We start from the raw sequence: 24,699 nt of genomic DNA, 5'->3' as shown, positions 1-24,699 counted from the left end.
GAAACCATGATAAAGACTGATATTTGTGATTTGTTAGGGATTGAGTATCCCATATTTCAAGGCGGTATGGCTTGGTTAGGTACAGCTGAATTAGCAGCCGCTGTTTCTGAAGGCGGCGGACTTGGTATCATTGGTGCCGGCCATATGCCACCAGATGTATTCCGCAATGAAATTCATAAACTTAAGGAACGTACTAATAAACCATTTGGTTGTAACATCATGTTGATGTCTCCTTTCGTTAAAGAAGTTATGCAAGTTGTGCTAGAAGAACGCGTACCAGTAATTACAACTGGGGCAGGTAACCCAAGTACATATGTGCCAGCATTAAAAGAAATTGGTACTAAAGTAATTCCAGTAGTAGCATCTGTATTATTAGCTAAACGTTTATTGCGCGGTGGCATTGATGCTGTTATTGCTGAAGGGACTGAGTCTGGCGGTCACGTAGGGGAAATTGCAACTATGTGTTTAATTCCTCAAATCGTTGACGCCGTTAATGTACCAGTTATTGCAGCAGGCGGTATTGGCGATGGTCGCGGTGCAGCGGCTGCATTCGCTCTTGGTGCTAGCGCTGTTCAGATGGGGAGCCGTTTCGTTTTATCTGACGAATGTATTGCTCATCCAAACTATAAAGAAGCTGTGCTTAAAGCTAAGGACCGTTCCACTATCATGACGGGCTTAACTACAGGCCATCCAGTTCGTATTTTAGAAAACCTTTTATCTCACCAATACCAAGAAATGGAATTTGGTGGCGCAACTAAGGAACAATTGGAAGAACTTGGTGCAGGTACACTTCGCAAAGCAGCAATTGATGGCGATGTAAAACATGGTTCTGTTATGATTGGCCAAATCTCCGGTATGTTACAAGATATTAAACCTTGTGCAGAGATTATTAAAGATATTATGAGTGAAGCTGAATCCGTTATTGGCGGCTTACAAACAATGGTTAAATAATACGGGAGGCAGTAAGGTGAAAACAGCATTTGTATTTCCAGGACAAGGTTCTCAAAAAGTAGGCATGCTTCAAGATTTATACAATGAGTATGCTATTGTTAGACAGCGTTTTGCTGAAGCCGATGAAGCATTAGGTTATTCAATTAGTAAACTTTGCTTTGAAGGTCCTGATACTGAATTAGTAAAAACAGCTAATACGCAACCAGCTATTTTAACAGCTAGTGTGGCATGTTATGAAGTATTAAAAGAAAAAGGCTTTACCCCTGATATTGTAGGTGGTCATAGCTTAGGCGAATATAGTGCTTTAGTAGCAGCTGGCGTATTAGATTTCAAAGATGCTGTGTACATTGTGCATAAGCGCGGTGAATATATGCAAGAAGCAGTGCCAATCGGCGAAGGCGCAATGGCGGCTATCTTAGCATTACCTCGCGAAACAGTAGTTTCCATTTGTGAAAAAATTGATAAAGAAGTAGGTTCTGTACAAGCAGTTAACTTTAACTGTCCAGGTCAGATCGTAATTGCTGGTGCTAAAGAAGCGGTAGAAAAGGCAGCTGAAGAAATGAAAGCAGCTGGTGCTAAACGCGCTGTTATGCTTCCAGTAAGTGCTCCTTTCCATAGCCGTTTAATGGAACCAGCAGCAGCTCGTCTTAAAGAAGAGCTTGATAAAGTAACAGTGAAAGATGCTCAAATTCCAGTAGTTGTAAATATTACTGGCGAAATCTTAACTGATGCTGATGCGATTAAAAAATCCTTGGTTATCCAAGCAGCTCATCCTGTGCTTTGGGAAGACTGCGTTGATACAATGATTAAAAATGGCGTTCAAAACTTCGTAGAAGTAGGCCCAGGCAAAGTATTAACAGGATTTACTAAGAAAATTAATAAAGAAATGCAATTAGCTAATGTAGAAGATGTAGAGTCCTTGGCTAAAACGCTTGAATTTTTAGAGGGGGTTCGATAAAATGCATTTAGGAGATAAAGTTGCTTTAGTAACTGGTGCTTCTCGTGGTATCGGTCGTGCCATTGCGATTCGCATGGCCCAGGTTGGTGCTGACGTAGTAGTTAACTACAGCGGCAGTGAAGCAGCAGCACAAGAAACAGTAGATGCTATCTTAGCACTTGGTCGCAAAGCGATTAAAATTAAAGCTGATGTGTCCAATGCTGATGAAGTAGCAGCTATGGTTGATGAAGCGCACAAGACCTTTGGTCATATTGATATTTTAGTAAATAATGCAGGGATTACACGCGATGGTTTACTTATGCGTATGAAAGATGCTGATTGGGATGATGTAATTAACATTAACTTGAAGAGCGTATACCTAGTAACTAAAGCGGTATCCAAGATTATGATGAAACAGAGAAGTGGTAAGATCGTCAACATGACATCCGTAGTCGGTGTAACTGGCAATGCTGGTCAAGCTAACTACAGTGCATCTAAAGCAGGTGTTATTGGTTTTACTAAATCTTGTGCTAAAGAATTAGCTTCTCGTGGCATTACTGTTAATGCCATTGCACCAGGCTTCATTCACACTGACATGACTGATGTATTGCCAGATAAAGTGAAAGATGCTATGGTAGAGACCATTCCAATGCATCGTATGGCTGAGCCAGACGAAGTAGCGAATGTGGCTGTATTCTTATCTAGTGGATTATCAAGCTATATTACAGGCCAAGTAATCAATGTTGATGGTGGCATGGTGATGTAGTATCATATATTAGATTCCATTGAAAGGAGGTGAAATCACAATGACCACGTTTGATAAAGTAAAAGCGATCGTTGTGGAACAGTTAGGCGTTGACGAAGCTGAAGTTAAAATTGATTCTACATTCATCGACGACTTAGGAGCTGACTCCTTAGACATCGTTGAATTGATCATGGCTTTCGAAGAAGAATTCAATGTAGAAATTCCTGATGATGTAGCTGAAAAAATTAAAACAGTTAAAGATACGGTAGAATATATTGATTCTATCAAAGAAGCGTAAGACTTGTGCACCGATAGGAGGCTTCGGCCTCCTAATCGGTATACGTAACAGGAGGAATTAATAGTGAAGCTCCCTGAACTTCGCATCGGAAATCTGGTGGCAAAGGTGCCTATTATACAAGGTGGCATGGCGATCAGATTATCTACAGCGCGCCTAGCGGCAGCTGTAGCTAATGAAGGTGGCATTGGTCTTATTGCGGCCTCCGGTATGCCATTTGATGAATTACGTTATGAAATAAGATTAGCTCGAAAATTATCACCTACGGGTATTATTGGTATAAATGCGATGGTAGCAGCCTCCGGGTTTGCTGGCCTAGTAAAAACTGCTATTGAAGAGGGCATTGACCTCGTAGTAGCAGGGGCAGGATTTTCCCGCGATATGTTTGGTATGGGTAAAGAGTCTGGAACTCCTATCGTACCGATTGTTTCAAGTGGTAAATTAGCCCGAATTTCTGAAGGCTTAGGAGCCGCTGCAGTAATTGTTGAAGGCAGTGAAGCAGGTGGACATTTAGGTACTAATCGTTCATCTCGTGAAATTGTGCCCGAAGTAGTGAAAGCAGTTAAAAATATTCCTGTTATTGGTGCCGGTGGGGTACTAGATGGGAATGACATTGTTGAAATGTTAAAGCTTGGCGCCAATGGCGTACAAATGGGGAGTCGCTTTGCAGCCAGTGTGGAATGCAATGCTTCAGACGAACTTAAGAAAATGTACGTGCGCGCTGATAAGCCTGAAGATATTGTTTTAATCGAGAGTCCAGTAGGCTTACCAGGACAGGCGATTCGCAATAAGTTTGCTTTATCCGTCTTGGATGGTACGGTAGAACCACCAAAAGTATGTGATCGCTGCTTAAAGCATTGTTCGCATAAATTCTGCTTAATTAAAGCTTTGGAACGGGCACAGCAAGGTGATGTGGAAACCGGACTTGTATTCTCCGGCAATAATATGAGAAAAGTAGATGAAATTTTGCCAGTGAAAGAGATTTTTGCAAAATTAATCAAAGAAGTCTCTGCTATTGATTAATGTATTTCAAAGCATAGTTTACATGTGAGGTGAATTAATTGGAAAAACGTGTTGTAATTACCGGTTTAGGTGCAGTGACACCTGTAGGGATTGGTAAAGAAGCATTTTATGAAGCGTTATTGAAAGGTCAATCTGGTATCGGCCCAATTACGCATTTTGACGCCACTGAATATGCTACACGCATTGCTGGTGAAGTTAAGGATTTTGATATTACAAAATATGGGGTAGATAAAAAAGAATCGCGTCGTATGGACCGTTCTTCTGCATTTGCTATCGCTGCTGCTGTACTCGCTCTTCAAGATTCTAAACTTGATTTAGATAAAGAAGATCGCGATCGTTGTGGCACTGTAGTAGGTACAGGCATCGGCGGGATTAACTCAATCCACGATGTATATGTAACTCTATTTGACAAAGGACCTAATCGTGTAAGTCCTTTCGCAGTACCTATGATGATTGCTAACATGGTGTCTGGCCGTGTATCCATTGAATTAGGTTTACAAGGTCCAGCTATTACTGATATTACTGCTTGTGCATCTGGCACAAACTCTATTGGTGATGCATTCCGCATTGTTGCTCGTGGCGACGCAGATATTATGTTCGCTGGTGGTACTGAAGCGGCTATTTCTCCAGCAGCTGTTGCTGGTTTTGCTGCTATGAAAGCTATGTCCACACGCAATGATGAACCTGAAAAAGCATCTCGTCCATTTGACTCTGAACGCGATGGTTTCGTAATGGGTGAAGGGGCAGGCATCGTAGTATTAGAAGAGTTAGAACATGCTAAAGCACGTGGCGCCCATATTTACGCTGAAGTGATTGGTTATGGTAGCAATGGTGATGCATATCACATTACTGCACCAGCACCAGGTGGCTTACAAGCTCGTAAATGTATGGAACTTGCTATTAAAGATGCAGGTATCGATCCTTCTGAAATCAACTACATTAATGCTCATGGTACATCCACTGGTCTTAATGATAAAAATGAAACTATGGCTATTAAAGAATTGTTCGGCGACCATGCAAAAGAACTCGCTATCAATTCCACTAAGTCTATGACAGGTCACTTGTTAGGTGCTGCTGGTGCTATTGAAGCTATTGTAATGGCAATGGCTATTGAAACTGGCAAAGTTCATCCAACAATTAACCTAACAAATCCAGATCCAGAACTTGATTTAGACTATGTGCCTGAAGGAGCTCGTGAGCTTAAAGTTAACTGTGCTCTTTCTAACTCCTTTGGCTTTGGTGGCCACAACGCGACTTTATTAGTTCGTCGCTATGAGGACTAATTGAAGGGCCGTAGAACACATAAGACAATGACGCACCAAGCTCGCGAAGCCTCGCTTCGAGAGCTTGTGGCGCATTTGCGTGTGCCGCTAACAGATTTGGCCTTACTTGATAGGGCATTTACGCATACGTCTTATGCCAATGAAAATCGCGCCAAGCGAGTACAGCATAATGAACGTCTGGAGTTCTTAGGTGATGCTGTATTGGATTTAATTATTGGCGAATATTTGTTTACAACATATCCTCAAATGACTGAGGGTGAACTGACTAAGATAAAAGCAGCTACTGTATGTGAAACGGCGTTGGCCGCTTGTAGTGCATCTCTAAACTTTGGCAATTATTTATTGCTAGGCCGTGGAGAAGCAACGTCTGGTGGACGAGCTAGAGCGTCTATTTTAGCTGATACTTTTGAAGCCGTTATTGGCGCTTTATATGTGGGCACTTCCTATGAAATTGCCTCTCAGTTTGTATTGAGTCATTTGCAAGGATATTTAGAAAAGGCTAAAGCAGGTAAATTAGGGAAGGATTATAAGACTATGTTGCAGGAGTATGTGCAACAAGCAGGGGAAAAACAAATCGTATATACCCTAGTTAGTGAAAAAGGTCCTGACCATGATAAAGTCTTCTGTATGGAAGTTCGCATTGAAGGCATTTCCTATGGTTCTGGTACAGGGAAGAGTAAGAAGGAAGCTGAGCAACATGCGGCTCAAGTCACTCTAGAGTACTTGGAAAGCAAGTCTTTATGCAAAGATATGATAGGTTAATAGATTAGATATAGGTATTTAGAGGAGCGGTTTTCCGCTCCTTTTTTCCATATGATGATTTCACTAGATATAGATTGAGCTTGTAGGGGTTAATAAATTTAGTGTTTAATTGGCAAGGTTTAGTTTGTTAGTGACAATGAAGTTAATCTTTAATTGCAGATATAGTAAGATCGTAATGTATTAGTAGGAGGCTCTATGAGTGCTAATCAAGAATTTTATACTAAGCCCTTAGGGCTAATCCCTTTTTATATTCCTCATGCTGGCTGTCCTCAGCAGTGCATATTTTGTAATCAGCATCACATTGCCAGTGATGGCGTGTTGGCTGTGCAAAGTGATATTCGAAAAACTATAGCAGACTATGTAGGCAGTAAGCGTGACGCAAAATATTGGGAAGTGGCTTTTTATGGTGGTAGCTTTACAGCTTTGCCAGTGGCGCTACAAGAGCAGTTATTAGCGCCCGCTTATGAAGCCTTACAAGTTGGCGAGATCGATGGTATTCGTTGTTCTACGCGCCCTGATGCATTAGAAGAGGAAGCTATTCATCGCCTTAAATCCTATGGTGTCAACACTGTTGAAATTGGTGTGCAGTCGATGGATGAGGAGATTTTACGACAAGCTAAGCGAGGCCATACGGCTCATGATGTAGTTTGCGCAGTACAGAGACTCAAAAAAAATAACTTGCGCGTCGGCATTCAGCTCTTGCCGGGCCTGCCGGGAGAGACTTGGCATACATTAGTGCATACTGCTGTGAGTATAGCGCGTTTAGCGCCAGATTTTGGCCGTATTTATCCTGTGTTGGTCATTGCTGATACAGAACTAGCCGAACAGATGGAAGCAGGCCTTTATACGCCATTGAGCGTGAACCAGGCAGTTGCATATAGTGCCTTTTTAAAAACATATTTAGAGTCTAAAGGCATATACATCATTCGTACGGGGTTACAGAGTACGGAAGAATTAGATGAGGGCGTGGGCTTAGTTGGTGGCCCCTATGAGCCAGCAATGGGAGAGCTAGTTGTAAATTACCAGTGGCGCTTGCGCATAGAAGCTTTACTATACGATTTAGACTTAGGTTCTTTTGGTCATAGCGTAGAGGATGGGGCGTCTAGTTTAAAGGGCGTGCAACATGACATAAGGGGCGTGCATCATGACATGAGAGGCGTCCATTATGAAATGAGCGTTGGCCATCATAATGTAAGGGAGATGCATTATGGTGTGAGGAATATGGACTCTCATCTTATTACTGTGCGATATGCGCGAAATTTAACTTCGAAAGTACGGGGCTTAAAACGAAGTAATATGAAATACTTTGAGGAACACTATGAGCAGCTTAGTTGGCAGTGGAAAGAAGATAATTCAGTGCCAGAGAATCATGTTCTTATAGAGTATGGTGGAGTAAACTATTTATTGTAAAAAATAGACAAATATCGATAAAATAGCTTATAATTAAGGGAAAACAAAATTTCGATATTATGATTTTATAGATAGATTCAATGGATTTACAAAGGTGGTATGCATGCAGCTTTTAAGATTGGAAATGAAGGGGTTTAAGTCCTTCGCAGACAAGACAATTGTAAAATTTTCTCCTGGCATGACTGCTATTGTAGGTCCTAATGGGAGTGGGAAAAGTAATATTACCGATGCTATGCGCTGGGTATTGGGTGAGTCAAATGTGCGACAATTACGCGGACAAAAGGCAGAGGATATTATTTTTTCAGGGACGGAAAAGCGTCGTCCCTTAAGCTCCGCAGAAGTAACGCTTGTATTTGATAATGCCGATAAAGGCTTACATCCTGATTTTCCAGAAGTGGCGATTACAAGACGTATTTATCGCAATGGGGACAGTGAATTTCTCATTAATCGGAAAGCTTGTCGCTTGAAAGATATTCATGCCATGTTTGCTGATACGGGATTGGGGCGCGACTCTATGGCCATTATTGGGCAAAATCGGGTTGATGCCATTTTAAATAGTAAGCCTGAAGAGCGCCGTTTAATTTTTGAAGAAGTGGCAGGTATCGCTCGCTCAAAAATGGATAAAGAAGAAGCACTTCGCCGCATGGGGCAAACTGAGCGCAATATGGAGCGCTTAGCGGATCTTATGGCCAATTTAGAAGAGCAGTTAGAACCTTTAGCTGAGAAGGCGGAGAAAACTAAGTTACATAGTCAATTGGGGCGTGAAAAGCGCCAGTATGATGGAGCCTTAGCCTTTCATGAGTATAAAGTGGCGGATCGCTTATTTACGAAACAAGAAAACGATAAGATACATTTGACTCAAGAAGACGTGGAGCTTCAAACTGAATTGTCGAAGCTAGATGCTAATTATCAGCGTTTAAAATTAGACACTGATAAAGAAGAAACTACCTTGCGCCAATTAGATGCAGAGTTTAATGAGGCGCAGCAGCAAGTGACGGCCCTGCAAGGGGATGAAAAATTAGCTGCTGAACGATTGCGCACAGCACAGCGTACGGTGGAAGATATGAGTCGCCGTGTTACGGAGTTGACCTTGTCACGTACTACGGATGAGCAAAAAAAGCTTATGCATGAAAAGTTAGTGGCTGACAGCGAAGGTGAATTAGCTGAGAAAACTAAGCAAGCCGAGGAATTGAAGCTTGTTCAGGAGCAGGCGCAAGCTGCGGTAGAACATAAGCAACAAGAGCTTACTAATTTACAAGCGGCAGAACAATCTCGTTATAATGAGCAAATTGATCTTGTATCTCAAGTGGAGCAAAGTAAGCAGGAAGTAGCTCGTTTGACTTCACAAATTGAAGAGATTCAACATATTATTAGCCAATTAGAAGAGGAATCGAAGAGCACTGGTGATGAACTAAGCGAATTAACTGCTACTCATGAGGCTTTAGTAGTTAAGTTAGAACATGCTCAATCAGGGCGTCACAATCAGCGTACTACTTTGGACTCATTAGTAAAGCAGCGTAAAGAAGCAGAACAAAACTTACAGACTTTACAACGCGAAGCCCAGCAACTAGATGGTCGCTTAGACATATTAAGCCAGTGGGCCGATGATTATGAAGGCTATACGGAAGGGACTCGCAATGTTTTGAAGTCTAAGGAGCCTTGGCGTCAAGGTGTAGCCGGAGCCATTGGGGATTTATTTACAGTTGATAAAAAATATGTAGTAGCTCTTGATATTGCCTTAGGTGGCTCTATTAATCATGTAGTGACGAACACGTCGCGCATTGCGTCTGAAGGGGTTAATTATTTAAAGCGCATACAAGGTGGGCGCGCTACATTTTTACCTATTGAAACGGTGAAAGGCCAAGTCGTGCAAACACCGGCGCTTGATGAATCTGGTGTATTAGGGCGCGCTGTAGACTGCATCCAGTTTGATACGGTTTATACAGGCATTTTTAATTATTTATTAGGTCGTATCCTAGTGGTAGATACTATGGAACGGGCTATTGCATTACAAAAGAAGTATAAACAACAATTGCGTCTTGTCACTTTAGAGGGGGAACAATTTCAACCTGGTGGATCCTTGTCTGGTGGTCATGTTAAGCGTCGTAAAGCATCTGTTATGGCTCGAAAAGATGAGTTGCAGCAATTGGAAGCCGCTAAAGAGACAAATCAAGCTAAGCGAAGCAGTCTTGAAGAAGATTTGCAGCGCTTAGCTGGTGAAATTGGAGCTGTAGAAACAGAATTACAGTCTCAAGAGCGAGATTACGAAGCAGGGCATTTAGCTGTGGTTAATGCAGCATCAGCACTTAAATTAGGTGAAGAACGCCATAGCCGTAAAGAGAGAATTTTAAAAGAGAATCGCCAAAAGGCTCAGGACTTAGGTGCTCGCATTGAGCAAGGGCGATTGCAACTCGAGCAAAGAGAATTAGCTTTAGCTAATTTTGATACAAGCAGCGATGGAACAAGCCGTCAAAGTCAGATTTTAGAAGAATTAAAGCAGTGTCAAAAGGCTCAGCAAGATGCGATGGAAGCGTATAATAAGGCTCATTTAGCTTGTGAAAGTCTACGTCAATTACAAGAGCATCGTCAAGAGCAAATTGAAGAATGGACACAGGCCATTGCAATGGCTACGGAGCGCTTGGAGCCTTTACAAATAGAATTAGCTGATGCTAAGACCTTAGCGGAGTCAACGATTCCTGCGAGCTTACAAGAATTACAGCAAACTATGCAAGACTTACAAAAGCGTGTTCAAGAGCTAGGTACTAAACGAGATGCTTTATTAGAAGCGACTAAAGAGCAAAAACTTAATTTAGATAGCATGAGTCATAGCCGTCATACCATGGAAGGGCGTTTGCGTCATATTCAGCAACGATTAGCCCAGATGGAAGGACAGTTGGCAAAATATGAAATTAATAGCCAGCAAGCCTTAGATCGTCTTGAGGAATTGGGCTTTACTAAGGAAGAAGGACAGGAGTTAAAGCCTGAAGGAGCTGTGTCGGATTGGCGTGCTAAAGAGGAAGCATTGCGGACTCAGATGGAAGCATTAGGGCCGATTAACCCAGCAGCTGTAGAAGAATATGAGAAAGCTCAAGAGAATCATACCTTCTATGAACATCAGCGCACTGATTTAGAAGAAGCAAAAGCTCAATTACAAACGGTTATTGGTGAAATTGATGCGGCTATGTCTGAAAAATTAAGTGAAGTATTGGCTAAGGTAGGCGTTCGTTTCCAAACCGTATTTGCTCAATTATTTGGCGGTGGTACGGCGCAGATTGCCTTGACCGATGAAGAGAATATTTTGCAAAGTGGCATTGATTTTTATATTCAACCGCCTGGAAAGAAGCGTCAACAATTAAGTCTATTATCAGGGGGCGAACGAGCCTTGACCGTTATTGCCTTGCTCTTCTCATTCTTAGATTTTAGACCAGCACCTTTCTGTGTGCTCGATGAAGTTGATGCGGCGTTAGATGAAGCTAATGTAGAGCGCTTTGGCCGCTATTTACAGCGCTTAGGTTCGGATACGCAATTTATTGTTGTATCTCATCGCAAGCGAACTATGGAAGCTGCTCAAGTGTTACAAGGTGTGACTATGGTGGAACGAGGGGTATCACGATTATTAACCGTGGCCTTTGAAGATGTGAAGGAGGATATGTAATGGGATTTTTTAATGCATTTAGTAATGCTTTAAAGGATACAAAGCAAAAATTTACTAAAACGATTGAGCATGTCATTATTGGCTATGCAGAGATCGATGATGATTTTTTAGATGATTTAGAAGTAGCTATGATTACCGGTGACTTAGGTGTTAAGACGACAGAATACTTGATGAAGGAAATTCGCCGTGGGGTTACGAGTGGTCAAATTAAGAACACAGGGGATGTAATGCCTACCATTGAAGCCTGCATCAAACAATTACTAGGGGATCAGGAAGAAGAATTAGAATTGCATTCTCCTGAAGTTATATTAGTAGTTGGTGTCAATGGTGTAGGTAAGACCACGACTATTGCTAAATTAGCAAATCATTATAAACAACAAGGTAAGTCTGTAATTTTAGCAGCAGCAGATACATTTAGAGCCGCTGCATCTGAGCAGTTGACTATTTGGGCTGAGCGCGTAGGCGTACCAATTGTAAAACATCAAGAAGGTGCTGACCCAGCAGCAGTCGTATTTGATGCATTAGCATCAGCTAAAGCGCGTCAAGCTGATATCGTGATTGTAGATACAGCTGGACGTTTACATACAAAGACAAATTTAATGGAAGAGTTAAAGAAAATTGGTCGTGTAGCAGATCGCCAAGTGCCAGGAGCACCTCATCAAACCTTGCTAATTTTAGATGGCACCACCGGTCAAAATGCGGTGAGTCAGGCTAAATTATTCGGTCAAGCGGTGCCGATTACTGGTATTGTAGTGACTAAGCTTGATGGAACGGCTAAAGGTGGCGTAGTTATTTCTGTAAAAGAAGAGCTAGGCGTACCGGTTCGCTGGATTGGCATAGGCGAAAAAATGGATGATTTAAAACCATTTAACGCGACTGATTTTGCAAATGCTTTATTTGAAAAGGACTGATTTGAGTGAAAGATAAATTGACGAGAGAGTCTCTCATGGCTTATGCGCGACTAGAAAATAAAAACAATGACTATGGCGCATCAGCTGAAGCCATTGAGTTATTGGGTGATTTAACTGAGTATATTGGCATCGAAATGTATCGCCCTGTAGTTCGCTTAGTATTGGCTAATTGGAAGGATTTAGATGAGCGTATTAAGAATTTTACGCCAGAACAATGGGAGATGCCTATGGATATTGCCTTGCAGATTGGGATTAACCAAAAGGCTGTGGCATTGCTCATTGAAGTATTAGAAGGGCCTGATACGGCTGCCCAACGAGATGAGATTCGACGGGAATTAAATGAGCGTGAACGTAAACAACTGCAGGACCATATTGATCGCGTGCGCGCTGAAGAAGCCGCGGCTGCAGCTGCGGCGGCTAACAAATAAGAGTTAGTGATTGGTAATAGCGTAAATAGTTTGATATTTTGGAAATAAAGTAAATAGATTATAATTTTTGTAATAAAGTAAATAGATTATAATTTTGGTAATGAGTAAATAATCCATAAGAATAAGCGCAGCTTCTATATGCTGCGCCTTAGTTTCGTTATACAATTCGTTATACAAAAAGAAGAGGATATATATGGCACATCCATCCATACATCGCAATTACGAAGGAACGGGTACACCGTTTAAAGTAGAGGCTCCCTTTCAACCTATGGGGGATCAACCGGCAGCGATTAACTCCTTGGTAAAAGGGGTGGAACAAGGCGATTGGGCCCAAGTATTATTAGGCGCTACAGGTACAGGTAAAACCTATACTATGGCGAAGCTTATTGAAGGGGTCCAGAAACCAACTTTGGTAATTGCACACAATAAGACTTTAGCAGCTCAACTTTGTAGCGAGTTTAAGAGCTTTTTCCCTAATAATGCAGTAGAGTATTTTGTATCCTATTATGATTTTTATCAGCCAGAGGCTTATATTGCATCGACTGATACTTATATTGAAAAAGATGCGTCAATTAATGACGAAATAGATAAATTGCGCCATAGTGCTACGATGAGTTTATTTGAGCGCCGCGATGTAATTATAGTGGCCTCTGTAAGTTGTATCTATGGCTTAGGTGATCCAGAAGATTATAGTGATTTAGTAGTAAGTCTTCGTTTGGGGCAAGAAAAAAGTCGCGATGAGATTTTGAAGAAATTAGTAGACATTCAATACTCACGCAATGATATTAATTTTACGCGCGGCACATTCCGCGTTCATGGCGATGTAATTGAAGTCTTTCCAGCAGCCTATAGTGAGCGTGTGGTTCGCATAGAGTTATTTGGGGATGAAATTGATCGCTTGTCTGAAATCGATGTCTTAACTGGCGAGATTATTGCGGAGCGCAAACATGTGGCTATTTATCCAGCCTCTCACTATGTAACAACGCAGGATAAATTGCGCGTTGCCATCGAGCGCATTGAGGCGGAGCTAGATGAGCAATTGGCTTACTTAAAGAGCCGTGATCGCTTGCTAGAGGCACAGCGCTTAGAGCAACGGACTCGCTATGACATTGAAATGATGCAGGAAATGGGCTATTGCTCAGGCATTGAAAACTATTCCCGCCTCTTATCTAATCGCAAGCCCGGTGAGGCGCCGTTTACTTTGATTGATTATTTTCCAGAAGATTTTTTGATTTTAATTGATGAGTCTCATGTGACGATTCCTCAGGTGCGCGCCATGTATAATGGGGACCGAGCACGCAAGGAAAATCTCATAGAATATGGCTTCCGCTTGCCTTCTGCATTAGATAATCGCCCTTTGAAGTTTGAAGAGTTTCAAGAGCGAATTAACCAGATTGTGTATGTATCGGCTACGCCTGGGCCCTATGAAATGGAAGTGCAGACGAATATTGCAGAGCAGATTATTCGCCCGACCGGCTTATTAGACCCAGTTGTAGAAATTCGTCCGATTAAAGGACAGATGGATGATTTGCTAGGTGAAATTAAAGATCGAGCAAAGAAAAATGAACGCGTCTTAGTGACTACGCTGACGAAGAAGATGGCAGAAGATTTGACCGAATTCTTAAAAGAAGTGGGCGTTCGCGTTCGCTATTTGCACTCTGATATTGCTACCATTGAACGAGCCGATATTATTCGCGATTTGCGGGCTGGTGTTTTTGACGTGCTCGTCGGTATTAATCTATTGCGTGAAGGTCTTGATATGCCAGAAGTATCTTTGGTGGCTATTCTTGATGCAGATAAGGAAGGTTTCCTTCGCAGTGATACATCATTGATTCAAACAATCGGTCGCGCTGCTCGTAATGAAAATGGCCGTGTTATTATGTATGCTGACCGCATTACTGGCTCTATGGAGCGCGCCATTGGTGAGACGGAGCGCCGCCGTGAAGTACAGGAAGCATATAATAAAGAACACAATATTACGCCTAAGTCCATTAAGAAGGAAGTTAAAGAATTAATTGAGCTCACTAAGCTAGAAGAAGGCGCTAATGAAGTGGCAGAAGTGACGGAAGTATATGGTGCTAGTGAGGGTAAATCTTCTACGGGCAAAGGGCGCGGTAAAGGCAAAGCTAAGGGTGCGAAGAGTAGTTCGACGGCTAAGGGTGGTAAAGGTACTACTGTAGCTACTGGTGGCCGCGGTAAAGCAGTTCAAGGCGTAGCGGCTGGCCCTGATGCCGATACGAATAAAGACATTCAAAACAGTGCTTTGGTTGTGCCAGAATTAACTGTAGAAGATGTATTTAATCAAATTCAAGAAACGACTCGCTTAATGAAGGCGGCAGCTAAACAATTAGAATTTGAAAAGGCCGCACAATATCGCGATGAATTAGGTTTATTGCGTCAGCAATTATCAGACTTACAAGATGTACGCGATAAAAAAGGCCGTAAGTAACTATAGAGAATCTTTAACCGGGAGGTTATGGTGAAAGAAGAAATTATTGTAAAAGGAGCAAGGCAACATAATTTAAAAAATATTGATGTAGCCTTGCCTCGCGATAAATTTATTGTTATCACTGGTCTCAGTGGTTCCGGTAAATCGTCCTTGGCGTTTGATACTATATATGCGGAAGGACAGCGCCGCTATGTAGAATCGTTGTCAGCTTATGCACGCCAGTTTTTAGGACAAATGGATAAGCCTGATGTAGACTATATTGAAGGCTTATCACCGGCTATTTCCATTGACCAGAAAACAACCAGTCGCAACCCGCGTTCTACAGTGGGGACTGTAACGGAAATTTACGACTATTTGCGACTTTTATTTGCCCGCGTAGGGAGAGCGTATTGCCCTAGTTGTGGTAAGCCTATTACGCAACAATCAGTAGAACAAATGGCTGATGCAGTCATGACGTTGCCAGAGCGAACTAAGATTTTAGTTTTGGCTCCTTATATTGTGGGTAAAAAGGGCGAACATAAGCAAGTATTGGAAAAACTTCGCAAAGAAGGGTTTGCTCGCGTGCGCGTAGATGGTGATATTCGCACTTTAGATGAAGATATTGATTTAGAAAAAAATAAAAAACATACTATTGATATTGTTATAGACCGTTTGGTTGTAAAAGACGGCATTGTGTCCCGCTTGACAGATTCCATGGAAACAGCGGCCAAGTGGGGCGAAGGTATGGTCATCGTGCAAGAAGTAGATGGACCACAACATATGTACAGTCAGCATTTTGCTTGTCCTGACTGCCATATTTCCTTGCCGCCAATCGAACCGCGCATGTTCTCCTTTAATAGCCCATTTGGTGCCTGTCCTGAATGCTTGGGCATTGGCAGCACTATGGAAGTAGATGAGGACCGAGTAATTCCTGATGGAGATGTGCCATTTATTGATGGGGCAGTTCGCGCCTTGAGCTCTAACACGAGCTCTTGGTTTATGTGTCAATTAGACGGCTTATTGAAGGAGCAGGGCTACGACTTGCATGCTACTTACAATGAGCTTCCTAAGAAATTACAGCAATTGGTGATGAATGGTAGCCCTCATATGGTGAGTTTTTCTTATGAAAATATGAGTGGTGAAATTAAAACCTATACACAGCCTTATGAAGGCATTTTGCCAATGGTAAAACGACGTTATAGTGAGGCATCCTCCGATAGCATGCGCGAAAGCTTTGAACCATTTATGGCGATTAAGCCTTGTAAGGCCTGTGGCGGCGCTCGCTTAAAACCGGAAACCCTTGCAATCCGCATTGGCGATAAAAATATTGTGGAAGTGACTGATTTTACTATTAGTGAAGCTGTAGATTATTTTAATACAGTGGAGCTAACAGAGCGCGAAAAATTTATTGGTGCACAGATTTTAAAAGAGATTAATGCACGACTTATGTTTTTAAATAATGTAGGCCTAGATTATTTAACTATGAGCCGTAGTGCTGGTAGTTTATCAGGTGGTGAAGCACAGCGTATTCGCTTAGCTACACAGATTGGTTCAGGCCTAGTAGGCGTGCTTTACATTTTAGATGAGCCATCTATTGGCCTTCATCAACGAGATAATGATCGCCTTATTGGCACATTGAAAGGCTTGCGCGATTTAGGTAATACTTTACTAGTTGTAGAGCATGATGAAGATACGATGCTGGCCTCTGATTATTTAGTCGATATTGGCCCAGGTGCCGGTGAGCATGGTGGCCAAGTCGTGGCACAGGGAACGGCTAAAGAAGTAATGGCTAATCCAAAATCTATTACAGGTCAGTACTTGAGTGGTCAGAAGTTTATTGCACTGCCAGAACAACGTCGTAAGTCTAATGGACATACACTAGAAATTCGTGGAGCTAAGGAAAATAACTTAAAGAATATTAATGTTAAATTCCCTCTTGGTGTATTTACTGTTGTGACCGGTGTGAGTGGATCAGGTAAGTCAACGCTTATCAATGAGATTTTGTATAAGGGGTTGTCGAATACTTTATATCGTTCGTATCACAAAGTAGGAGCGCATAAAGAAATTCGCGGTGTGGAATATATCGATAAGATTATTAATATTGATCAAAGTCCAATTGGCCGTACACCACGTTCAAACCCAGCAACGTATACAGGCGTATTTGACTCCATCCGTGAATTATATAGCCAAACACCGGAGGCTAAGATTCGCGGATACAAACAAGGGCGTTTTAGTTTCAATGTGCGCGGTGGCCGCTGTGAAGCCTGCCGTGGTGATGGCATTATTAAAATTGAAATGCACTTCTTGCCTGATGTATATGTGCCTTGTGAAGTATGTAAAGGCGCTCGCTATAATCGAGAAACTTTGGAAGTTAAGTACAAAGGTAAATCCATTGCTGACGTCTTAGATATGACGGTAGATGATTCCGTAGAATTTTTTAAGGCCATTCCTAAGATTCACCGCAAATTAGTGACGTTACAAGAGGTTGGCTTAGGTTATATTCGATTAGGGCAACCGGCAACAACTCTTTCAGGTGGTGAAGCACAGCGTGTTAAATTAGCTACTGAATTAGCTCGCCGCAGTACAGGCAAAACTTTATATATCTTGGATGAACCGACAACAGGGCTACATGCAGAAGATATTCGCAAATTACTAGATGTATTACAAAAACTCGTCGATGGTGGCGATACAGTCGTAGTTATTGAGCATAATTTAGATGTAATTAAGACGGCTGACCATATCATCGATTTAGGCCCTGAAGGTGGCAATCGTGGTGGTACAATTGTAGGTACTGGTACGCCAGAAGAAATCTGCAAGATTAAAGAAAGTTACACGGGGAAATTCTTAGCCCCTGTACTTGCTAAAACTCGTAAGTTTATGGATTTAGCCACTAGTGGTACAGACTTACGTGACAATAATGGCAAAGAAATCGATACCGATAGGGCTGAAGATTCTAAGATTAATAGCCATGATGAAGGTTCTAAGACAAATAATGGTGCTGAAGATTCTAACACTAATAATACTATTAAAGAATCTAAAACTAAAAAAGGCCGTGGTCGCACTAAGAAGGTAGGAGCTAATTAATATGGTTAGTGAAGACGTATTAGAAAAGATAAGTCATTTGCCTACTACGCCCGGTGTGTATTTGTGGCGCGATCAGTATAAGCGTATTATTTATGTGGGGAAGGCGATTAATTTACGAAATCGCGTTCGTTCTTATGTGCGTCAAGATAGTAATCGCGCCCCTAAGGTGACGGCCATGATGCGCCGTGCTGAAGATGTGGAAGTTATCCAAACTAAGACGGAAATGGAAGCCCTTATTTTAGAGAATACTTTAATTAAGGAGCATCATCCTAAGTACAATATTATGTTGCGCGATGATAAGACCTATCCGTATTTAAAAATTACTGTGCAAGAGGAGTTTCCGCGCATTATTATGGTGCGCCGCATGGAGCGTGATGGGGCTAAATACTTTGGTCCCTTCACTGACGTGACGGCAGTTCATCAGACTATAAAGCTATTTCGCCGTCATTTCCCTTTGCGCACTTGTCAAAGTATGAAAGTAGATAGGCCTTGCTTGCAATATCATATGGGCTATTGTGAAGCGCCTTGTGTAGGACTGGTTTCGGCTGACACCTATGGGAAGTATATTGACCAGATTGTGCAGGTACTAGAGGGGAAACATATTCCACTGTTAGATGAATTAAAGTCATCTATGGAACAAGCTGCTGAAGAGTTAGATTTTGAAAAGGCGGCTCTATATCGTGATCAATTGCAGGCTTTAGATAAATTGCGAGAAAAGCAACGCATGGTAACACAGCGTGGTGATATTGATGTCATTGGCCTTGCCTTAGAAGGCTTAATGGTATGCGTGCAAGTATTCTTCATTCGCCAAGGTCGCATGCTAGGGCGCGAAAATTTCTTCATTAAAAATGAAGGTGATAGTGCTGAAACTATTATGACTGATTTTGTTAAACAATATTATAGTGGTGCTAGCTTTGTGCCGAAAGAAGTGCTCTTGCCTTATGACACAGAGGAGCGAGCCTTATTTGAGTCTTGGTTTTCGGAAATGAAGGGACAGCGTGTGGAGGTCACTGTGCCACAGCGGGGATTTAAGCGCGATTTGTTGAAAATGGCAGCAGAAAATGCAGAGAACTTCTTGGCAGAACGACGTCGTCAATGGCAGTATGATTTAGATAAGAGTGGCGGAGCCGTGAAGAAGTTAGCTGAGGTACTGGATTTACCTCGCCTGCCAGAGCGCATGGAATGTTTTGATATTTCCCACACACAAGGCAGTGAGACAGTGGCGTCCATGGTAGTCTTTGAAGATGGTAAGCCAGCGAAAAAAGAATATCGTCGCTTTAAATTGAAAACAGTGCAAGGTAAGCCAGATGACTTTAAATCGATGGCTGAAATTATGGCTCGTCGCTATGGCAATGAAACAGATTGGCCTATGCCCGATTTGATTATCATCGATGGTGGTAAAGGACAATTGAATGCAGCTTTGCCATTAATTCGTGCCGTAGGGGTCACTGATGTGCCTGTTATTTCCTTGGCTAAGCGCATTGAAGAAGTCTTTGTAGAAGGGCAGTCAGAGAGCATTATCTTGTCTCATCACTCCCCAGAATTGCAATTGCTTCAACAAATTCGCGATGAAGCGCATCGCTTTGCCATTACATACCATCGCAAATTGCGTGGTAAGCGAAATTTAGAATCTATTTTAGATCATATTGAGGGGATTGGTCCTAAGCGACGCAAAGCGTTATGGGATGCGTTGGGGACCTTAGAAAAAATTAAAGAAGCTTCGGTGGAAGAGCTGAGTGCTGTACCGGGGATGAATAAAAAATCAGCAGAAGCAGTGTATGACTTTTTCCGATTGTCGAAAGAAGAAAAGCGTGCTACTATTGATGGAGAAAAAATTGATAGGAGGAACACTTAATGAATGGCAAGTTGAAGCTGAGTTCAGCTATTGTTATTGGTTCAATGTTATTTGGAATGTTTTTTGGCGCCGGGAATTTAATCTTCCCAGTGCATATGGGGCAAGAAGCAGGGACTTCGGTATGGGTAGCTACTATAGGTTTTCTCATCACAGCTATTGGCTTGCCTTTTCTTGGGGTAGTGGCTATAGGGATTTCTCGAAGCTCAGGCTTATTTGACTTGGCTTCGCGAGTTCATCCTACGTATGCTAAATTATTTACCGTATTATTGTATTTAACTATTGGCCCAGCATTTGCTTTGCCGCGTACGGCCACCGTATCATATCAAATTGGTTTAGCACCGTATATTGGTAGTGATATGCAGACTATGAGTTTGGCCATATTTACTTTTGTTTTCTTTGCAGTGGCTTTATTTTTTGCCATGAATCCAGGTAAATTAATGACCTATATTGGGAAAATTCTAAATCCTTTATTTTTGATTTTCTTGGCTATTTTATTAGTGACTGCTTTAATTCACCCTATGGGCTCTATTAGTACAGCACCGGTAAGCGGAGACTACCAAACGATGGCCTTCTTTAAAGGTTTTACAGAAGGGTATAATACAATGGATGCCTTGGCAGCTCTTGCCTTTGGTATTGTAGTAGTTAAAGCGATGCAGGCCGTGGGAGTAAGTGAGCTAAAAGATTTAGCTGTAGGCATGGTTAAATCCGGCATTGTTGTAGTTATCTTAATGGTTGTTATCTATGCGTTCTTAGCCTATGTAGGGGCTAGTAGCTTAGGTGTATTGGAATTATCTGCTAATGGCGGCATTGCTTTAGCGCAAACAGCAAGCTATTATTTTGGCTCTGTAGGAGCTATATTATTGGCTATTATTGTTACTTTGGCTTGCTTAAAAACGGCAGTTGGTTTATTCTGTGCTTGTAGCGAAACCTTTGTAGAATTATTCCCTAATTCCATTAGCTACAAAAAATATGTATATCTCTTTGGACTTATTTCATTCTTAATCGGCAATGTTGGTTTAACACAAATTATTGCCTTGGCTATACCTATTTTGATGCTATTGTATCCATTGACTATTACGATTATTTTATTGACCTTCTTGGCACCGATTTTTAAAGGTCGTCAAGCGGTATACTTGAGCACGACTATATTTGCTTTCCTGGCAGCTATTGGTGATGCTTTAAATACATTACCGGCCTTTTTAGGTAAGACGGCAGTGGTGCAGCAAGCGTTACAACTATACCATGGATTGCCATTCTTTGACTTAGGCATGGGCTGGATTGTACCGTCTGCTGTGGGCTTTGTATTAGGATTAATTTACATAGCTGTAAAAGGGTCAAATAAACCGGCAGTGTAAATGTATTGCTAACTAAAATTCAGATGTATTTGTTATTTCATTGGCTAAATTGGGCAAGTAGAGGAGGTGACTGGATGAATATTATTGTAACTGGCGGAGCTGGCTTCATTGGTTCGCACTTGGTAGACCGCTTACTAGCGGATCAACATGAGGTCTTAGTGATTGATAATCTCTCCACAGGGAGTCGCGATAATGTGAATAGTAAGGCTCAGTTTGTAGAGATGGATATTCGCAGTGCTGAATTGGAGTCTTTATTTAAAGAGTTTAAACCTCAATATGTATTTCATGAAGCAGCCCAAACCATGGTACCTATATCCATGGCTGACCCAGCTTTGGACTGTGATGTGAATCTCATGGGGCTTATCAATGTGTTAAATGCTTGTGTTGCGGCTAAGGTGGAGAAGATTATTATGCCTTCATCCGCTGCCGTATATGGCGATTTAACAAGTCTGCCTTTAGATGAAACTATGACAGGTCATCCAGCGTCTTTTTATGGATTGACAAAATTAACTACAGAAAGTTATTTACGTCTCTATGAAGAGAATTTTGGTCTTCCTTACATTTGTTTCCGCTATGCTAATGTATATGGTCCGCGTCAAGGCCATGGCGGTGAAGGTGGCGTTATTAGCATTTTCTGTGAACAGCTTCAACAGGGGCAAGAGCTCGTCGTTTTTGGCGATGGTGATCAAACTCGTGACTTTGTTTATGTAGCTGATGTAGTAGCCGCTAATATGCTAGCCTTGGAACATCCTGACATAACAGGTGTATACAATGTAAGCACGGAGACGAGCACTAGCCTTAATGAATTAATTGTTGCTTTTGAACAGGTTGTAGGGCATCCTATTACTGTGCAACATGAGCCTGCTCGAATAGGTGACATAAAGCATTCTTTGCTCAGTATAAAAAAGGTAGCGCGAGACCTTTCGTATAAGCCAAGTATAGAATTATTAGAAGGCTTAAAAGAAACTTTTAAATATTTCGATGATAAGTAAAAAATATTTTATAAATTTTATTAATTATGATTTATTTAAGAGGGTAAACTTCGATTTTATAATGGTTTAATTCTGATTTTTCTTATAGCCTAATGGCTATTACATATGATAAAATAATTGTATAATTAGGTTGTTAATATAAAGGAGATTTATTGTGGAAACTAAAGAGCAGAAAGAGAAAACGATTCAGTATATTATTTGCCGTGTTTGTGGGTATATTGAAACTGCAGATAAAGCTGATCAACCTTGCCCAGCTTGCAGCTTTCCTAAGACAGTGTGGGCTGAATACACACCTCGTCGCTTAAATCCTACACGTAAAAAATTATTGGATTTACACTTACATCCAATTGCTGTGCACTTCCCAATCGTGGGCTCCGCACTTACTTTCGGTTTACCTCTATTGGCATTATTTGTTCCTTATAACTTGTCTTATCGTCTATTTGACTTCACTATGATGGTAGCCTTTGTTATGCCTTTACTTTGCTTAGTAGGTGCTATCTCTGGTTATGTAGGTGGTAAATTACGTTATAAAACGGTTACGGCACCAGTATTAAAGTTAAAAATATACTTGAGTATTGTTTACTTTGCCGTTACAGTAGCCCAGTGTTATATGGCCTATGCCTATGGAGTCGATGCAGGCAATGCCCTTATTATGGCTGCACTAGGGGCCGTCGCTTCGTTCTTAGCAGCTACGCTTGGTAAAAAAGGGTCTTATTTATTCGCTGGTTTATTTGGTCCGTATGTACAAGGTTAAGCTTGCTTGATTCTGTAGCAATATAAATTGTTTTAGATTGTGTAGATTCATTTAGCTGTCTTAGTTAATAGCTAAATGCAAGAGCTTATTATTGTACTAGCATAGAGGATTAGCCTTGTTCCCACTTTGGTGGGACAAGGCTTTTTTCAAGCGTAAGTAGAAAGGGATAATCATGCAAATAAATAAAGCAGTACTTCAAATTTTTGATTTTCATTCATCCTTGGCGGTTTTTTCTGAAGGTGAACTCGAATTAGGTGAGGAAACGATCCAAGATTATATTAGTGCACATGTGGAAAAAGCCATTAAGGACCCAGGCTTACGACAAGGGCATCTAAATCCATCTAGCCCTGTAGGCCAGCTTATAAGTAAATATAGAGACGGTGAAGTGTCCATAGTAGAATTAGGAAAATCCTTAGGCGAAACGATTTTCAATTTTATGAAACAAGCGACTGAGCCTTGTTTAATGGATGCTATTATTTGTGAAGCAGCGGCGAATCACACTTATATTTGCGTACTTTTGTGTCAGGCTCATGATGGCTATACCCATGGCACTATGAGTGGTGAAAGTGGCGCCTTATCTACTAAGCTAGTGGCTAACCGGGCGGTTTTGCCAATGCCAAGCCAAAAATTGCGCTCTTTTTTAGCCATCAATGTAGAGGATTTTTCAGTTCGTCTCTTTGAGCCTAAAGGTGAATATGATGGCGAAGTAACTTATATTTTAGCTGATAGAGTACTGCAAATTGGCACCAATCCATCTTCTCGTGATACGGTAGCAAAGGTGCGCCGCATTGTCGATAAAGTGGCCAAAGCGCACGAAGGGGATGGCGTAGCCGAATTAGTGGAAGTGCGCTCGATGATTTCAAAAAATGCAGAAGTATCTGATACTATTAATCCAGAGATTATTGTCGAAACTGTATTTGCTGCGAATCCAGTACAAAAAGAGGCGGCTAAACAAGCTTTAGCAGAACAAGATATGCTTCGCCCCTTGCCGGTAAATCGCGAATTTGCCGCTAAAGTTGGGGAAAAACATAAAATTAAAACTGACACAGGCATTGAAATTAGTTTCCCCGTGGAATATATGAAAAATAGCGAATTCATCGAAATTGTAACCAATCCAGATGGCACATTGCGCATTGAATTAAAAAATATAAGTAAAATTTTAAACAAGTAGTAAAAGTTAAGAAATTACATAGCAGGAGAGTTCATATGAGCAAAAAAGATCATAAAAAAACAAATGCTATGCGCATGTTAGATACGCATAAAATAGATTACGAAGTCCTCACATATGAGGTAGAGGAAAGCGGTGGCAAACCACAACAGGTAGGGCGTAATGCAGGGGTTCATGTGGCGGAAGAACTTCATTTGCCAGAAGAGCGCGTATTTAAAACATTAGTAGGTAAGGGCAATGTAACCGGCCCAGTTGTGTTCTGCATCCCTGTTGCAGCTGAATTAAATCTCAAACAAGCAGCGCGCGTTAGTGGTAATAAATCAGTGGAGTTAATTCATGTAAAAGATTTATTAGGCTTGACGGGTTATGTGCGGGGAGGCTGTTCACCGATAGGCATGAAAAAATTATTTCCCACTTATTTTGACAGCACTATGGAGGCCTTTGATATGGTCTATGTTAGTGCAGGCCTTATAGGGAAGCAGGTTAAATTAAATCCTAAGGATTTACAAGCTGTTGTTAAGGCTGAATTTGCTGAACTTACTATGTAATGATTTAAAATATGAATTAGTACTCTATACAGTCTACTGTTAGTGTTATGAGCGCTCTGTAGGTAATTGACTGTTGGTAATACACGTAATCTATTGTGTTAATATTGTGAATAAT

At 41.4% G+C, this 24,699-nt stretch carries 18 protein-coding genes and 1 pseudogene; all 19 read left to right on the top strand.

Translation table 11 applies throughout. The features are described from left to right. Positions 1–6 precede the first annotated feature (6 nt). Entirely contained in the window at positions 7–951 is a 945-nt protein-coding gene (gene fabK / locus QZR90_RS02640) for an enoyl-[acyl-carrier-protein] reductase FabK (protein ID WP_295788457.1), read from the top strand. 16 nt (positions 952–967) lie between these two features. Then, complete coding sequence (gene fabD, locus QZR90_RS02635) at positions 968–1,909, top strand: ACP S-malonyltransferase (protein ID WP_295788454.1); 942 nt, start codon at positions 968–970, stop codon at positions 1,907–1,909. A 1-nt stretch (position 1,910) separates the two neighbouring features. Next, a complete protein-coding gene (gene fabG, locus QZR90_RS02630) occupies positions 1,911–2,654 on the top strand; it encodes a 3-oxoacyl-[acyl-carrier-protein] reductase (RefSeq protein ID WP_295788452.1) in 744 nt (247 codons plus the stop codon). A gap of 40 nt (positions 2,655–2,694) precedes the next feature. Then, the gene (locus tag QZR90_RS02625) at positions 2,695–2,931 is read left to right on the top strand and encodes an acyl carrier protein (RefSeq protein WP_006554975.1); all 237 of its coding nucleotides are present in this window, start codon (positions 2,695–2,697) and stop codon (positions 2,929–2,931) included. 63 nt (positions 2,932–2,994) lie between these two features. Further along, positions 2,995–3,951: a nitronate monooxygenase family protein gene (locus QZR90_RS02620; protein ID WP_295788450.1), complete on the top strand. Its 957-nt coding sequence runs from the start codon at positions 2,995–2,997 to the stop codon at positions 3,949–3,951. A 38-nt stretch (positions 3,952–3,989) separates the two neighbouring features. Beyond that, positions 3,990–5,234: a beta-ketoacyl-ACP synthase II gene (gene fabF / locus QZR90_RS02615; protein ID WP_295788447.1), complete on the top strand. Its 1,245-nt coding sequence runs from the start codon at positions 3,990–3,992 to the stop codon at positions 5,232–5,234. A gap of 27 nt (positions 5,235–5,261) precedes the next feature. After that, positions 5,262–5,996 carry a ribonuclease III gene (gene rnc / locus QZR90_RS02610; protein ID WP_295788446.1) on the top strand — a complete coding sequence of 245 codons (735 nt, stop codon included), beginning with the start codon at positions 5,262–5,264 and terminating at the stop codon, positions 5,994–5,996. A gap of 195 nt (positions 5,997–6,191) precedes the next feature. Next, positions 6,192–7,406: an elongator complex protein 3 gene (locus QZR90_RS02605; protein ID WP_295788445.1), complete on the top strand. Its 1,215-nt coding sequence runs from the start codon at positions 6,192–6,194 to the stop codon at positions 7,404–7,406. A gap of 103 nt (positions 7,407–7,509) precedes the next feature. After that, a complete protein-coding gene (gene smc / locus QZR90_RS02600) occupies positions 7,510–11,061 on the top strand; it encodes a chromosome segregation protein SMC (RefSeq protein WP_295788442.1) in 3,552 nt (1,183 codons plus the stop codon). Continuing rightward, positions 11,061–11,972, top strand: coding sequence for a signal recognition particle-docking protein FtsY (ftsY, locus tag QZR90_RS02595; RefSeq protein WP_295788441.1), 912 nt, complete (start codon positions 11,061–11,063; stop codon positions 11,970–11,972). The genes smc and ftsY overlap by 1 nt, the downstream gene beginning before the upstream one ends. A 5-nt stretch (positions 11,973–11,977) precedes the next feature. Beyond that, a complete protein-coding gene (locus QZR90_RS02590; RefSeq protein WP_295788439.1) occupies positions 11,978–12,400 on the top strand; it encodes a hypothetical protein in 423 nt (140 codons plus the stop codon). A gap of 193 nt (positions 12,401–12,593) precedes the next feature. Continuing rightward, positions 12,594–14,849 (top strand): excinuclease ABC subunit UvrB, encoded by a 2,256-nt coding sequence (uvrB, locus tag QZR90_RS02585; RefSeq protein ID WP_295788438.1) that lies wholly within the window; start codon positions 12,594–12,596, stop codon positions 14,847–14,849. A 30-nt stretch (positions 14,850–14,879) separates the two neighbouring features. Further along, positions 14,880–17,708: pseudogene (uvrA, locus tag QZR90_RS02580) on the top strand (excinuclease ABC subunit UvrA); the annotation flags it as partial. A gap of 205 nt (positions 17,709–17,913) precedes the next feature. Continuing rightward, the gene (uvrC, locus tag QZR90_RS02575) at positions 17,914–19,767 is read left to right on the top strand and encodes an excinuclease ABC subunit UvrC (RefSeq protein WP_295788433.1); all 1,854 of its coding nucleotides are present in this window, start codon (positions 17,914–17,916) and stop codon (positions 19,765–19,767) included. Further along, positions 19,767–21,122, top strand: a complete 1,356-nt coding sequence (brnQ, locus tag QZR90_RS02570) for a branched-chain amino acid transport system II carrier protein (protein ID WP_295788431.1) — start codon at positions 19,767–19,769, stop codon at positions 21,120–21,122. Before uvrC ends, brnQ begins: the two co-directional genes overlap by 1 nt. Before the next feature lie 74 nt (positions 21,123–21,196). Beyond that, on the top strand, positions 21,197–22,114 hold the full coding sequence (locus QZR90_RS02565) for an NAD-dependent epimerase/dehydratase family protein (RefSeq protein WP_295788429.1): 918 nt from the start codon (positions 21,197–21,199) through the stop codon (positions 22,112–22,114). A gap of 154 nt (positions 22,115–22,268) precedes the next feature. Further along, complete coding sequence (locus QZR90_RS02560; protein WP_295788427.1) at positions 22,269–22,868, top strand: rubredoxin-like domain-containing protein; 600 nt, start codon at positions 22,269–22,271, stop codon at positions 22,866–22,868. A 172-nt stretch (positions 22,869–23,040) separates the two neighbouring features. Next, complete coding sequence (locus QZR90_RS02555; RefSeq protein WP_295788425.1) at positions 23,041–24,039, top strand: nucleoid-associated protein; 999 nt, start codon at positions 23,041–23,043, stop codon at positions 24,037–24,039. A 35-nt stretch (positions 24,040–24,074) separates the two neighbouring features. Further along, complete coding sequence (gene ybaK / locus QZR90_RS02550) at positions 24,075–24,584, top strand: Cys-tRNA(Pro) deacylase (protein ID WP_295788423.1); 510 nt, start codon at positions 24,075–24,077, stop codon at positions 24,582–24,584. The last annotated feature ends 115 nt before the right edge of the window (positions 24,585–24,699 follow it).

It is taken from the genome of uncultured Veillonella sp., from assembly GCF_900545795.1.
Classification (GTDB): domain Bacteria; phylum Bacillota; class Negativicutes; order Veillonellales; family Veillonellaceae; genus Veillonella_A.
The sequence above is the reverse complement of the archived record's forward strand: the minus strand, read 5'-3'. Positions and strand labels throughout refer to the sequence as shown.